At 64.1% G+C, this 13,839-nt stretch carries 17 protein-coding genes; 5 read left to right on the top strand and 12 right to left on the bottom strand.

The features are described 5' to 3' along the window. Position 1 precedes the first annotated feature (1 nt). From R2823_06950 to R2823_06900, 11 genes are read right to left on the bottom strand one after another with little or no spacing between them, the layout of a single operon-like run. Positions 2 to 985, bottom strand: a complete 984-nt coding sequence (locus tag R2823_06950; protein ID MEZ5175928.1) for a hypothetical protein — start codon at positions 983 to 985, stop codon at positions 2 to 4. A 34-nt stretch (positions 986 to 1,019) separates the two neighbouring features. Continuing rightward, positions 1,020 to 1,421, bottom strand: coding sequence for a hypothetical protein (locus tag R2823_06945; protein ID MEZ5175927.1), 402 nt, complete (start codon positions 1,419 to 1,421; stop codon positions 1,020 to 1,022). Beyond that, on the bottom strand, positions 1,418 to 1,768 hold the full coding sequence (locus R2823_06940; GenBank protein ID MEZ5175926.1) for a hypothetical protein: 351 nt from the start codon (positions 1,766 to 1,768) through the stop codon (positions 1,418 to 1,420). The genes R2823_06945 and R2823_06940 overlap by 4 nt, the downstream gene beginning before the upstream one ends. After that, positions 1,765 to 2,082: a hypothetical protein gene (locus R2823_06935; protein ID MEZ5175925.1), complete on the bottom strand. Its 318-nt coding sequence runs from the start codon at positions 2,080 to 2,082 to the stop codon at positions 1,765 to 1,767. The genes R2823_06940 and R2823_06935 overlap by 4 nt, the downstream gene beginning before the upstream one ends. A gap of 35 nt (positions 2,083 to 2,117) precedes the next feature. After that, complete coding sequence (locus R2823_06930) at positions 2,118 to 2,273, bottom strand: hypothetical protein (protein MEZ5175924.1); 156 nt, start codon at positions 2,271 to 2,273, stop codon at positions 2,118 to 2,120. 27 nt (positions 2,274 to 2,300) lie between these two features. Continuing rightward, complete coding sequence (locus R2823_06925) at positions 2,301 to 3,080, bottom strand: type II secretion system F family protein (GenBank protein MEZ5175923.1); 780 nt, start codon at positions 3,078 to 3,080, stop codon at positions 2,301 to 2,303. Then, positions 3,077 to 3,877: a type II secretion system F family protein gene (locus R2823_06920; GenBank protein ID MEZ5175922.1), complete on the bottom strand. Its 801-nt coding sequence runs from the start codon at positions 3,875 to 3,877 to the stop codon at positions 3,077 to 3,079. Before R2823_06920 ends, R2823_06925 begins: the two co-directional genes overlap by 4 nt. Next, complete coding sequence (locus R2823_06915) at positions 3,874 to 4,845, bottom strand: ATPase, T2SS/T4P/T4SS family (GenBank protein MEZ5175921.1); 972 nt, start codon at positions 4,843 to 4,845, stop codon at positions 3,874 to 3,876. The genes R2823_06920 and R2823_06915 overlap by 4 nt, the downstream gene beginning before the upstream one ends. Then, positions 4,842 to 5,879, bottom strand: a complete 1,038-nt coding sequence (locus R2823_06910; protein MEZ5175920.1) for a hypothetical protein — start codon at positions 5,877 to 5,879, stop codon at positions 4,842 to 4,844. Before R2823_06910 ends, R2823_06915 begins: the two co-directional genes overlap by 4 nt. Continuing rightward, positions 5,876 to 6,496 carry an RcpC/CpaB family pilus assembly protein gene (locus tag R2823_06905; GenBank protein MEZ5175919.1) on the bottom strand — a complete coding sequence of 207 codons (621 nt, stop codon included), beginning with the start codon at positions 6,494 to 6,496 and terminating at the stop codon, positions 5,876 to 5,878. The genes R2823_06910 and R2823_06905 overlap by 4 nt, the downstream gene beginning before the upstream one ends. After that, positions 6,496 to 6,795, bottom strand: a complete 300-nt coding sequence (locus R2823_06900; protein MEZ5175918.1) for a hypothetical protein — start codon at positions 6,793 to 6,795, stop codon at positions 6,496 to 6,498. Before R2823_06900 ends, R2823_06905 begins: the two co-directional genes overlap by 1 nt. Before the next feature lie 280 nt (positions 6,796 to 7,075). On the opposite strand from R2823_06900, the gene ychF reads away from it, so the two are divergent. The 3 genes from ychF to R2823_06885 all read left to right on the top strand — a co-directional run bounded on the left by ychF (position 7,076) and on the right by R2823_06885 (position 9,943). After that, the gene (ychF, locus tag R2823_06895) at positions 7,076 to 8,170 is read left to right on the top strand and encodes a redox-regulated ATPase YchF (GenBank protein MEZ5175917.1); all 1,095 of its coding nucleotides are present in this window, start codon (positions 7,076 to 7,078) and stop codon (positions 8,168 to 8,170) included. A gap of 92 nt (positions 8,171 to 8,262) precedes the next feature. Beyond that, positions 8,263 to 9,066: a DUF4328 domain-containing protein gene (locus R2823_06890; protein MEZ5175916.1), complete on the top strand. Its 804-nt coding sequence runs from the start codon at positions 8,263 to 8,265 to the stop codon at positions 9,064 to 9,066. Between the two features lie 46 nt (positions 9,067 to 9,112). Next, the gene (locus R2823_06885; protein ID MEZ5175915.1) at positions 9,113 to 9,943 is read left to right on the top strand and encodes a GDSL-type esterase/lipase family protein; all 831 of its coding nucleotides are present in this window, start codon (positions 9,113 to 9,115) and stop codon (positions 9,941 to 9,943) included. Here the strand turns inward: R2823_06885 and udk are convergent. Further along, complete coding sequence (gene udk / locus R2823_06880) at positions 9,873 to 10,508, bottom strand: uridine kinase (GenBank protein MEZ5175914.1); 636 nt, start codon at positions 10,506 to 10,508, stop codon at positions 9,873 to 9,875. The genes R2823_06885 and udk overlap by 71 nt on opposite strands. A gap of 37 nt (positions 10,509 to 10,545) precedes the next feature. On the opposite strand from udk, the gene R2823_06875 reads away from it, so the two are divergent. Together R2823_06875 and R2823_06870 are read left to right on the top strand one after the other, a co-directional pair. After that, positions 10,546 to 12,531: a potassium transporter Kup gene (locus tag R2823_06875; GenBank protein MEZ5175913.1), complete on the top strand. Its 1,986-nt coding sequence runs from the start codon at positions 10,546 to 10,548 to the stop codon at positions 12,529 to 12,531. Next, complete coding sequence (locus tag R2823_06870; GenBank protein MEZ5175912.1) at positions 12,518 to 13,810, top strand: APC family permease; 1,293 nt, start codon at positions 12,518 to 12,520, stop codon at positions 13,808 to 13,810. Before R2823_06875 ends, R2823_06870 begins: the two co-directional genes overlap by 14 nt. Positions 13,811 to 13,839: the final 29 nt, after the last annotated feature.

Below are 13,839 nucleotides of genomic sequence, written 5' to 3'. Positions count from 1 at the left end.
CTCACACAGCGTCGACCGCGGATAGCACCCATGCGATTCCGTCGTCGGGATCCTCGATGCCGAGGTGAAGGTTCCAGCCACCCACCCGATCACCAGGATCCCACAGCACCCAACGAAGCTCTTGCGCTTCATCGCCGAGACCTGACCGGTCCTCTGGCATCTCCTCGTAGCCAAGGGCTTCGAGAAGCACCCACCATGCTCCGGCACGACCGGTCGGGGACCCACGCCTGCGGCCATGTCCTCCCCCGCTGGCACCCGCCCACACCATCGCTTCCATTGCGGTCGTGTACGGCACATCGGCGAGTCTGGCCCGTCGTGGCCCAAGTGATCGGATTCCGGCCTCGATCGAGGCGTCAACGGTGATGGCCTCAGACTTGCCGAGTGAATCCTCCCACCATGGCTTCACCAGCTCCATCAGTGCGTGACACAACCCATCCTCGACCTGGACCTCTGCCGCATCGGGGAGGTCCTCCCATCCCATGTCGATGTCGAACAGATCGTCAGGGAACACGGCCCGGTCGGACTTGTATTCGGCGACGGGATACGCGGGCTCCCATAGCTGGATCTCGACCGGGGCCGCTATCACATGATGATCGATGGCGTCGCTCGGAATCGTCTCACCTCGGATGGCGCGCTCGTGGGCGATCAGGGCCCGGATCGTGGGCGTCAAGGCGTGGGACGCGAAGTCCTCCCAAGGATGCGTCGATGCAGCAACCTCCCACAGTGGTCCGAGGGAGAAACGGCCCCGGCCGTCGGTGAAGATGCCCGCCCGAACCGAGACGGCGACGGGTGCCTCGAGGGCGAGCCGGTACTCGGCGAACTGGGAGATCCCCCACACCTGCTTGCCGCGTTCGACGGCTTCGTCGCACCGATCACGCAATTCGACAAGTTCGTTCCACGCCCGCCTGGCACATACCGCATCGACATGACGCGACAAGCTGGCGAGATCCGATGCCTCGATGAGCGGTGTGAGCTTGTCGTCCATGACGCAACACTAGATCCCGCGAGCGGATCGGTCCTCACCCGACTCGTGGTTGCGCACAGCTCGTGACGGTGATGTCGACACCCGAGACCCCGACAAACGCGAGGGTGGCTGGCTGATGCCGTCCCACGATCGTGACACAGACCTGCTCGGCGGCCACGCGGACGGTCGCGCGCGTGTCGGGAAGAGATGTTGCGAGCCGTTCCGCTTCGGCGACGGCGCGTTCGGTGTCAACAACGATCGATCCGCCATATGCCGACGATTCGGTCACCATCGCAGCGCCGGCCTCTGCCGATGCGTCGGCGATGGCCGCGACCTGTCGATACTCGGTACCGACGAGCGCGAGTTCCACCGTGAGGGCGATCATCAACAGCGCAACGAATGCCAGACCGCCGAACAGGGGGACCGTCGATCCGCGCTCGGCGCGCAAGGCGATCATCGGCCGCTGCGGTAGGGGCTGATCGGCATTGCGAACGAACCGGATACGGTCGTGCTGACTCCTGTTCCTCCAACCGACAGCAACTCGACGCGGACGGTTGCGACCACTCGGACCTCGTCACCGTTGCGTTGAACGGTGAGTTCCGAATCGTGATCGGATCCTGGAAGGGCACCGTGTCGCGCATACCACAGTGCTGCCGAACGGGCCTCGCCTGTTGCGATGTCGGAAGCCTCGACCATTCTGGCGGTCAGCACGATCGTCGGCAGCACCAAAGCGAGGACGGCGAACCCCACGACGACCATTTCGATCATCACGATGCCGCGGTCGGCTGCGGGTCGTCCAATCATGGTGGAATGACGACCGGAGCGGAACGAGTCACCTCGATGCGGATCGGAATGAGGTCGGGGCCCGGTGGTGTCCACGAGAACGACACGGATCCCGTCACGGACCTCCCGTCCGACACCACGGAGATCCTGGCATCGCTCGATCCGGGAACGGTTGCCCCGATGTCGCGACCGAGTCGATCAGCCGCAAGAGCGACCTCGCCGTCCACCGACGCAGCGCGAACGGCAGCGTCGACCGCGACCGCCGTGGCGTTCCGCGCGACGACGAGAAAGCCGATCTGGACGATCAAGAGCAACAGCATGAAGAACACGACCATGGCGGCAAGGCCCTCGATCGTGGTCGACCCGGCTTCTAACCGAGGAATCCCCCGAACTGATCGGCGACACTGCTCCAGATGTCCCCCGCCGTGGCTCGCACCTGGGGGAGGAGGAGGGCGATGACGAGGATTGCAATCGTTGCCAGACCGAGCCATTCGACCGTCGTGGCTCCCCGTTGCGTTCGTAGCATGTTCGCTTCCTTTCTGTGGTCGTACCTTCATTGCGTTCCCGACAGCGCGCGAAGGCCCAGGAGTGTCGGATACAGGAGGAACAGCAGCGCGGTGGGGACCATCAGCGCCAAGACGGGTCCGTAGGTCGTGATCGCACGCTTCCCACCTTCGGCTGAGAGATCCCGTTCGATACCGGCACGCAGGTCCGTCGCGAGCTCCCCGAGCATGACAGCGAGCCTTCCCCCTGATTCGTGCGCGTGTGCCAGCAGGTCGTAGAGGCGACGGGCGTCCTTGTGGGCCGTGGCGAGGCCCACCGATACGAGACATGACTCAAATCCACTTCCCGTATCGTGTTCTTCGATCACCGCTTCGAGTTCTTCGATCGCGACACCATCCATTTGGACGGTGATGGTCCGAATCGCCGCCGCGACGGAACTGCCGGCAACAACATGCAGAGCGATCGCGTCTGCGACGATCGGAAGCTCGAAACGAAGCCGACGGGCTCTTCGCTCCTCGGCGTTGGTCCGCCGGACGGACCACAGGAAATAGCCGGAAGCCCCGCCGAGCAGTGCCAATGCCGGAACGGACCGTCCTGGCCCGGCAAGAAACAGGTCGCCCTGTGCGAGCAGGATTCCGACAAGGCCCCCAGTGAGCACCCACGGCAGCCACGGCTTGGCGCCGGCACGAACCAGCTCGAGTGGTTGTGCATCTGCGTCAGTCGACGGCATCAGGTATTGGCCGAGGTCATCGGCAAGTGACGGGTGGCTGCCACCCGTCACCACGAGGTAGACGCCGCCAGCGAGAAGCACCGCAACCAGTACCGTCATCGGAACATCCTCGGGTTCTCGCTCAGCGCGGCAAGGCGCCGTGCAAGGAAATACCCCGCCACGGTCAGCACGAGCCCGATACCGACAACGAAGGCCCCCTCGGAGGTCGAGAAGGCAGCTGCGGCCTGAGGGTTGGTCGCCATGGAAAGACCGAGAATCACCCACGGTGCAACCAGCGCCACTCCTGCAGTCCAGCGCTGCTCGGTCAACGCTGCGTCGTGTGCCGCTCGGAGTCTCGATTCGGCCGCCACCGACGCGCTGAGGGCCGCGAGGACCTCACCGACGCGGTGTCCGCCGGTCTCGTTCGCGACGACGAGTGTCGTCGTCACACGATCGGCCGTCGCGTTGTCGGCATCGGCGCGCACGACAGCCATTGCGGCCGGAAACCCCGCTCCGTAGACCAACTCACGGCGAACCTCCTCGATCGTCGCGGTGAACGGATCCCCGACGCGGGTCGCTGCATCGACCCACGCGTCGGGGAGGGTCTTCCCCGCAGCGATGGAGGACCTGATATGGGCAAGGAGGTCCGGCCACGCAGCTGCCTCGGCGGCCTTTCGGGAACGCTCACGGCCAGCAGCGACATGCGCCGGCAGACCAACGGCAAGCAATCCGAACGCCGCGGCGGGGACCGCCGAACCGAGCAGACCCAACGCGAGGAGAAAGGCGACCAGACCGCAGCACGCGCCAGCGACGACGGTACGAAGCCGGACATGAGGCATGGCCACACGGACCTTCAAGGCACCGCCCGCAAGCAACCATGCCGCTCCCATCGCGGCCAGCACCGCGATTCCCCTCATCGTCGACCCCGACCGGTGTCGGATCGCGTGTACAGCGAGTCAACGGTGAACACATCACCGTCGAGCTGGGCAGGCACGGCAAGAATCTCGTCGACATGACGCCCCCCAACATCGCGCCTGAGGAACACGACAAGGTCGACAACCGACGCAACGGTCCGGCGCAGGAACGGCACCGAGATGTTCTCGCCCGCGAGCACCCCGTAGGACACGAGCTTCTCGAGAGCGTCCCGGCCCGAATTCGCGTGGATCGTGGCCATCCCGGAACACCCGGCGTTGAGCGCCATGAGCATGTCGAGTGCCTCGGGGCCTCGCACCTCGCCGACGACGATCCGGTCGGGTCGCTGCCGAAGCGCCTCCCTGACGAGGTCACGAAGCGAAATCGTGGCGCCACCGTCGAGTCCCGCATCGCGGGTCTGCATCTGGGTCATGTCCGGGAGCGGCACATCGATCTCGAAGACCTCTTCGCATGTGACCACCCGTCGGTCGGGTGGAACCTCCCGCAGCAGGCAGTTGACCAGCGTCGTCTTGCCAGCTCCCGGAGCCCCCGCAACGAGAATTGTCTGGTCCGACCGGACCGCATCGCGCAAGAGACGGACAAGGTGGTCGGGCATCGCGCCGCGATCAGCGAGATCCTGGAGGCTGTCGGCCGCAACGACGAACTTGCGGATCTGGATGTTCATGCGGTCCTTGTGCGTCACCGGGGGCCCGGTGATGTGGACACGACTGCCGTTCGCGAGCTGGGCGGACACGATCGGGCTCGCCTGGTCGACTCGGCGGCCCGTCCCCACGAGAAGCTGGTCGGCGACTCGCCGCACCGTGGCGGTATCGACAACGATGTTCGCGAGTTCCTTGATGCCATTCCTGACCACGAAGGTCCGCATGCCGCCGATGACAATGATCTCCTCGACTTGCGGGTCATCGAGAAGGTCGTCGAGGAATCCGTACCGGCTCGGCGTCGTGGTTGTCATCGCGACGCTCCCGCAAGTGCCCTCGTGAAGGAGCGATCCGGAAGCCGGGCGCGGACGGTGTTACGCCTGACTCTCGGGTGTTCGGGAATGACCGCAACCGGATCAAGTCCCGTCCATCGACGAACCGCCACAACGGTTTCATCGTGGCGAGTTCGCGGAACCTTGTTGACCACCAACCGGGGGGTCGGTCCGAACCAGTTGCTGGTGGCTCGCGCGGCCCTGACGATGCCGACCGGTGATCCATCCACGACGAGGACGACCTCGTTGACCGTTTCGATCAGCGCATCGCCCACCGGCGATGACCCCACATCGAGAATCACCGAGTCGTACAGCCCGGCCGCGACCTCAACGAGGCCAGTCACCATGGGATCCCGCATCACGGGCTCGTTGTCACGGTGCGAGCCCACGACCACATCGACCTCTCCTACCCGCCGAACGCATGATCGGTCGAAGGTTCCCTCGCTTCGGACCATGTCGGCAGCGTCCGCGAGGTCGGGTCTTGGGGCGACGCCGAGGCGGATTGCAAGCGCTGGCGCGATGGTGTCGAGGTCGATCAGAACCGTTTTGGACTGGCGCGCCGATGTCACGGCCATCGCGCACGCCACCTCGGTGCAGCCGGGAGCACCCCGCGTCCCAACCACCGCCGTCACGACGCCTCGCGCATCGGACACCCGAACATCGCCTGCGGGAGCGACGAAGCGAATCGCCTGGACCAAAGCAGCAATATCGATGTCATCTGGCAGCACCTCCGCTGCGCCACCGAGTTCGAGGAGGGCAGCCGCTGGACGGTCCCCGGGTGGGTGAATGCCGACAACCACGATCCCCAGTCGAGTCCATGTCGTGATCTGATGCGGGGTGACCCACGCAACCTCACCACCGGCCACCACGACATCGATCTCGCCGCGGTGGGACTCGATGTCGCGAGGTTGGAAGGCACGAAGCACGACACGGATGGCTGCGGTGTCGCGGGCGTACGCAACGAGACCGGATTCCCAGTCCCGCGCCGAGAGCACGGTCGCCACTCGAACGGTCACGGTGCAACTCGCACAAGGTCGATCTCACCGTGGCGCGCCGCGCCTGCGATCACGGCTGCGAGGTCTTCATCAACGGCGAGGAGGAGATCGACGCGGTCGGCATCGAGGCCGGTCTCCCCGGTTCTCGCCTCGACGACATAGATGCGTGACGCGAGGAGCTCGGTGACGGGAGCGGTATCAAACCCGCCGCTTGTCGAGGTGCGGTAGAGGTCCACGCGGTCGCCGGGTGCGATGCGTCCAAGGACGGCGTGGGACTCGTCGAGCGACAACGCGATGACATTCGGCATCGCAGAAACCTCGGGCGACTGGAGCAGGGACGGAATGAGCGGCTCTCCTGCGACCAGCGGTGCTCGCAGTGTCCAGTTCTCGATGGCGTCGAACGAGTCGAGATCAACGAAACCTTCCGCTGACGACACCCACCGTACGGTGACCGAATCGGAGGTGAGGGGGACACCCGGCCTGAGGTCCTCGGCGGCGACCAACACACCGATTCTCGGGGCTGGCTGCGTCAGGAACAAGACGAGGATCCCGGCGAACGCCGCGAGCGCGATGCCGATGAGTCGTCTCCGATCGAGGGTCGGGAGCGACCACCCCCGAGCGCGGATGCTGATCGCCATCAGATCGTCTCCAGCGCAATGATGTGGGCAATGGCGAGCCACCGTCGGGTCTTGAGGTCCTCGAGAACGACATGGTCGATGCCGACGGACCGAACCACGCCGCGATACAGATGCCCGTCCGACGCGGCGACCTGGATGCGTTCGGTACGGTCCTCGCTCTCGATGAGCCGGTCACGGAGGGTCATGCGGCGCATTGCCGCAGATCGCGCGGCTTCCTGCTCGGCATCGAGGGTGTCGTCGAGCCGCGAGCGAAGTGTCCTGCCGAGCCGAGCCAGGTCGGGGTGGCTGAACGGATCCATGGATGCTCCACTGCTCACGCCCAGCGTCTATTCCCATGTTCAGGAAACCGATCGTGGGCGGTACATGCAAGGGGTGCGTTGCGAGTTCTTTCGCGACATACGGCACGACTTCGCGACATACCGAACGACTTCGCGAGCTACCGGTTGTCTTCGCGACTTGAGCCCGGTTTCCGCGGTCCGACGAACTCCGGGCTGGTACTCGGCCATACCCGAGTGGCAGCCCAGGGTTCAACCCGGGGTTGTCGTATCCTCACGGGTTCGGCCGATCCTTGGAGATCTCATGGGCATCGCGTGCGGCATTGTCGGGTTGCCGAATGTCGGGAAGTCGACGCTGTTCAACGCGCTCACCGGAGGGACGATTCCGGCAGAAAACTATCCGTTCACCACCATTGATCCGAACGCTGGGATTGCATTGGTCCCCGACCCGCGGCTTGACGCGTTGGCCGCCATCGTCAACCCGAAGGAAGTCATCCCGACCATGGTCGAGTTCGTCGACATCGCCGGCCTCGTTGCAGGGGCATCCGGTGGCGAGGGGCTCGGGAACCGGTTTCTCAGCCACATCCGCGAGACCGATGCCGTCGCCCATGTCGTGCGATGCTTTACCGACGACAACATCGTCCATGTCGGTGGACGGGTCGATCCGCTCTCCGACATCGCAACGATCAACACCGAACTCGCCATCGCCGATCTCGAAACGGTCGAGCGTTCACTCGACCGCCAGCGACGGAAGGCACGCTCAGGCGACGGCGACGCAAGGGCCGCCGTTGCGACCCTCGAGCGGGTCAACGAACACCTCGCCGAAGGCAAGCCGGTACGCACGATGTCCCTCACCGGAGCAGACCGCCTCATCGTGCGTGACCTGTTCCTGCTGACGGCAAAACCGACGATGTACATCGCCAATGTCGACGAGGATGGACTTGCGGGCAACGCAATGAGCAGTGCCGTCGCTCAACACGCCGAATCGGAGGGAGCCGCCGTTGTGACCATTTGTGGTGAACTCGAGGCTGACATCGCCGCCCTCGATCCCGAGGATCGCACCGCACTGCTCGACGAGTACGGCCTCAGCGAACCCGGTCTTCACAAGGTGATCCGGGCCGCGTACGATCTCCTCGGCCTTCTCACCTTCTTCACGGCAGGAGACAAGGAGGTACGAGCCTGGACCGTCCGAAAAGGCTCGACCGCTCGACAGTCTGCCGGGGTGATCCACACCGACTTCGAACGGGGTTTCATCCGCGCTGAGGTCGTGTCCTACGACGACTTCATCGAATGCGGCGGTGAGACGGGCGCCAAGAACAACGGCCGATGGCGCCTCGAGGGCAAGGACTACATCACGCGTGAGGGCGATGTCATGCACTTCCGGTTTTCCCCACGATGAGGGACCGGCCCAGCTGGTCGCTCCGACACGATCGCCGCTTCCCGAGAGGACAGGACTTTGGGCCTACCGGAAGCTTCCAGTAGAGTCATCGCATGAGCGATCGACCCCAAGGTGACGACTGGTGGCTTGCCTCGGACGGCAAGTGGTATCCACCCCAGAGCAGAACCCAACCACCTCCTCCGAGCACTGCGGCAATCCCAAGCCAACCCGTTCCCGCGGCCTCGTACGGTGCCCCGACACCGACAGCGCCACAGCCGGGGGTCCAGTCGAGCCGCCGGTATGTCTCCGCCGGGCTCAACGGCACGCTGTTCGCGTTCCAGATCGCCGCAGCGGCTCTGGCCATGCTCGCCGGTGTCATGTACCTCGGCACCTACGCCTTGTGGCAGGACTACCGCAACGGCGGTCCGACCTCGTTCAGCGAGGTCCTCGATGTTGCCGATGCGAGCGACGCCGTCGCGGGAGTATGGGCCATCTGCGCCCTCGTCGTGTTCATCCTGCTCGTCATCTGGTGCAACCACGCCTACAAGGCTGCGCTGTCGAGAGGCCCTTCGCGAACATCATGGTCTTCGGGGTGGGCCGTGGGGGGATGGTTCATCCCGCTCGCCAACTTCGTCATTCCCAAGCTCGTCATCAACGAGATCGATCGGATGGCCCAACCACACCTCGAGGAACCCATCGGTGATTCGTGGCGTTCACAGCGGCGAACGGCGGTCTCCGATGTGTGGTGGGTGTTTTGGATCGTCGGCATCGTCGTCTCCCAGATCGGAGACACGCTCGCGACAAGCGACATCGAACTCCTGTGGGTCTCCACGGTCGGATACCTCATCTTGGGAACCGGGTTCATCCTCGGAGCGATCGCGATTCGCAAGATCGGCAAGCGCCTCACACCTCGCTGACGAGAAACCGTTTCCGGACCCGGAAAATGCCGCGATCATTGGGGCCATGAACGCGTGGAAGTTCGTTCGGCCGTCCCTCGCCGCCAGCGCCTACCTTGCTGGCCAGATGGCCCACGCCATACGGAGGGACGACCTACCGAGCCTCGCAAACCAGGATCCCTCCGGCACCTTTGGAGAACCCGACGCTCCCCCGCTCGGGCTCGTGTTCCTCGGCGACAGCTCCATCACCTCACCAGGAGTCGAGCCTCTCGACGCATCGTGGCCACGGCAGATCGGCATTCACCTCGGCGAACGGTTCCATGTCCGGACAACGAGTCTCGCCGTTGGCGGGTCGAAGGCTCGCGATGTGCTTGCCAACCAGCTCGAACAGGCGATCTCGCTTTCCCCAGACATCGCGTACCTCTCAGTCGGTTCCAACGACGCTCTACGCGGCACACCGGTGCCCCGTTTCGAGTCGGAGTACGATCGCATCGTCGCTCGCCTCCATGCTGCGGTTCCCGCCGTTGGTCTTTCCGGTGTCGGCGATCTCGGCACGATCCCACGATTCCCCGAGGTTGTCCGCGGCGTCGCCCGAATCAGAGCCCGAGCCATGGATCGCGCAATCGCACGGGTAGCGGCCCGATACCCGCACGCCGTCAAGTCGAACGCGTGGGATGTCATGCATCCGTGGTTCGAGGAGCATCCAAGCATGTTTGCGGGCGACCTGTTCCACGCATCGGCGTCGGGCCACATGCTGTTCGCGTCCGTCGCCCGGCCGGTTGCGGACCATCTGGTGGACCTGTGGCAATCACAGTCCGCGCCGGCAATCACTGAACGCTCGGCCGCTCAAGGAAATGGCGGATCATCAGCGACACCGTGCCGATCGCCCCACTGTTGATACCTTCGGGGATGATGATGTCGGCGTACCGCTTCGACGGTTCGACGAACCGGTCGTGCATCGGCCGCACGGTCGTCTCGTATTGCAGCAGGACGGAATCCATCGTCCGGCCGCGTTCGATGATGTCACGGTTCAGTCGCCGGATCAGGCGCAGGTCGGCATCGGTGTCGATGTAGACGCGTAGATCGAATCGGCTACGGAGCCCGGGATCGGAGAGCACAAGGATGCCCTCGACGATCACGGCAGGCTGGGGCACGAGCGTGATGGTTGCCGGCGTTCTCGTATGCGTCGAGAAGTCGTAGACGGGGCGCTCGATGGCTTGGCCCGATCGCAGGGTGTCGAGGTGAGCGATCAACAGCTCGAGTTCGAGCGAGTCGGGATGGTCGTAGTTGATCCTCTCGCGATCGCGCATTGGCAGAAGTGCGTTGTCGCGGTAATACGCATCCTGCTGGATGTAGATCACCTTGTCCTTGCCGACGAGATCGACAACAGACTTGGCGATCGTCGTCTTGCCGGAACCGGAGCCACCGGCGATGGCGATGAAGAGAGGCCGCTCCTCCCCGATGCCGGGGCCGAATTCGTGGGTTGCGAGGAGTCCCGTGATGTCGACGGTCACGATGCGCACGCTAGCGGTCTCGGCTGCGATCCGGCCCATCAACCTTCTGAACGACGGGCGGGATCCGGGATTCGGATGGGTTCCCAACCGCAGTATCGTTGATCGAATGGCCGCACGGAAATCGGCAAAGGCAATCGCTGTCCTCTCGGCTGGCGCACTGGGCGTCGTCTTCGGAGATATCGGCACCAGCCCGCTGTATGCCCTTCGAGAGTCACTGGCAGGCGAACACAACCTCGCCGTCTCCGAAGCCAATGTCCTCGGGGTGCTTTCGGTGATGTTCTGGTCGCTGATCCTCGTGATCTCCGTCAAATACATCATGATCGTCATGCGAGCCGACAACGATGGTGAGGGCGGCATCCTTGCCCTCGTCGCGCTCCTCACGGCGCCGCTGCGATCGAAGCGATGGCTCATCCTCATCGGGTTGTTCGGAACCGCTCTGCTGTACGGAGACGGCATGATCACGCCCGCGATCTCGGTGCTGTCCGCTGTTGAGGGGCTTGAGGTTGCTGCCCCGTCGGTGCACCGGCTCGTCCTCCCGGTCGTCGCAATCATCCTGATCGGTCTGTTCTCGATCCAATCCCGTGGGACCCACCTCATCGGCCGCCTCTTCGGGCCGGTCATGCTGGTGTGGTTCGGTGTGCTTGCGATCCTCGGCATCGGACAGATCGCGAACGATCCGTCGATCATCCGGGCGCTCAACCCGCGATTCGGGTTTGACTTCTTCAGCCACAACGGCTTCGAAGGATTCCTGGTGCTCGGATCGGTATTCCTCGTCGTCACCGGTGGCGAAGCGCTGTATGCCGACATGGGCCATTTCGGGCGCCAGCCCATCAAGTTCGCGTGGTTCGGCGTGGTGCTCCCCGCGCTTGTGCTCAACTATTTCGGTCAGGGCGCTCTTCTCCTCGCAGAGCCATCGGCGATCGACAACCCCTTCTATCGTCTCGCTCCCGATTGGGCCCACTGGCCCCTCCTCGTGCTCGCAACGGGAGCCACCGTCATCGCGTCACAGGCCTTGATCAGTGGCGCCTTCTCGCTCACCGCTCAGGCGATCCATCTCGGCTATCTCCCGAGGATGAGGACCGTCCAGACATCAGCTCACAGCCGGGGACAGGTCTATGTGCCGGCCATCAACTGGTTCCTGCTCGCTGCATGCCTCGTTCTCGTGTTCGCATTCGGATCATCGACGAATCTCGCCGCTGCGTACGGTGTTGCCGTCACCGTGACGATGGTCATCACGACGATCCTGATCGCGTCCGTCGCACGACAACGCTGGTCGTGGTCGATTGCTCGCACACTCATCGTCCTCACCCCGATCCTCGTCATCGACCTCGCATTCACCGGAGCCAACCTCTTCAAAGTCCCGTCCGGTGGTTGGTTCCCGCTGCTGGTCGGTCTTGTCGGATTCGCGATCTTCACGACTTGGAGAACCGGCCGCCGAATCCTCGCGGCGCGTATCGAGCGCGACGCGCTCACCGTCGAGACCTTCGTCGAGGAGCTCGCAAAGCATCCACCGATGCGTCATGTTGGCACCGGGGTCTACCTCCACCGTCAACAAGGGCGCGTCCCCCCTGCGCTGTTGGCCAACCTGCGACACAACGAGAGCCTCCACGACACGATCGTGTTCGTGTCGGTCGTGACTTCAGATCGTCCCACCGTCACCCCCTTCGAGCGCATGACGGTCAAGCACCATTCGTTGGGGTTTCACGAGCTGACGGCGCTGTACGGCTTCATGGAGACACCGACCCTCGCGCCGGACCTGACGAGCTACGACATCAACGGACTGGACTTCGATCCCGACCGGACAACCTACTTCCTCGGAAGAGAACGCGTCGATGTGACGGATCGGCCGGGAATGATCCCGTGGCGTGAACACCTGTTCGCATTCATGATTCGCAACAGCGGCGACCCGACCAGCTTCTTCAATCTCCCAACGGATCGGAGCGTCGACATCGGCACGCATGTCGACATCTGACCACGACGCCCCGATCGGACTCGTCGGCGCGACGGCCATCGGTATCGGTGGCATGGTCGGGGGTGGCATCTTTGCCGTCCTCGGGGTGGCGGCTCGATACGCGGGAGGTGCCACACCGGTCGCCTTCATGATCGCGGGCGCTGTCGCAGCCGTCACCGGCTACAGCTACACCAAACTGTCTGTGCACTACCCGAGTCCCGGAGGAACGGTCACCTTCATCGACAGGGCGTTCGGTGTGTCGGACATCACCGGAACGGTCAATGTCGTGTTGTGGGCTGGCTACATCGCAACGACGGCTTTGTACGCATCGGCGTTCGCGAACTACGCAGGCGCTCTTGCAACCTCAGGATCCACGATCGATCCCGTCGTCGTCCGGCTCCTGATCGCTGTGGGGATCGGGGCACCGATGCTCATCAACATGGCCACGGCCTCCCTCGTGTCGAAGAGTGAAGGAATCATCGTGGGAATCAAGCTCACGATCCTGATGATTGTCATCGCCGCCGGTATGCCGAGCGTCGACGCGGTCAGCCTTGCACCGTCATCGTGGCCTTCACCGTTGGGCATCATCGGGGCCGGAATGCTGATCTTCGTTGCGTACGAGGGATTCGAGCTGATCTCGAACGCTTCCACCGAGATCACACGACCGCGACGGAATCTCCCCCGCGCCTATGGCCTGTCGATCGCCATCGTCATCGTCTTGTATGTCGCCATCGCCGTGGTGGTCGTCGGCACACTCACACCCGCCCAGATCGAACAAGCTGCGGACTATGCCCTTGCCGAAGCCGCCTCCGAAACCCTCGGACAGGCAGGGTTCACCCTTGTCGGTGTCGGAGCGGTGCTTGCCACGCTGTCGGCGATCAATGCCACCCTCTACGGCGCGGCGCGCCTCGCTTTCACCGTCGCATCACAAGGAGAGCTCCCTCACCGTCTCACCCACCAGGTGTGGAACCAACCCGCGGGCCTGTACATCACCGCTGGCACCTCGGCAGCGATCGCGATCACCCTTCCGCTCGCGAACATTGCAAGCCTCGCGAGTGCGATCTTCCTCATCGTGTTCGCGGTGGTCAACACGGCGGCATTCCGGTGTGGATCCGAAGCAGCGGTACGCAGGCCCCTTGCCATCATCGGGACGATCGGCTGTTCGGGGGCACTCATCGTCCTCATCATCGACTCAATCGCGAACAACCCCACCGCGATGGTCGCGCTCGTCTTTCTCCTGGCCGCAGTGCTGACCGCTGAACATGCGTTCCTCAAACACCGGAGGATCCGCTCGGTCTGAACCGTCGACCGAGCGCGACGGTCGAGCCG

This window comes from Acidimicrobiia bacterium (assembly GCA_041393965.1).
Lineage (GTDB): Bacteria > Actinomycetota > Acidimicrobiia > Spongiisociales > UBA5794 > UBA5794.
This window is presented reverse-complemented; position numbering and strand designations above follow the sequence as displayed.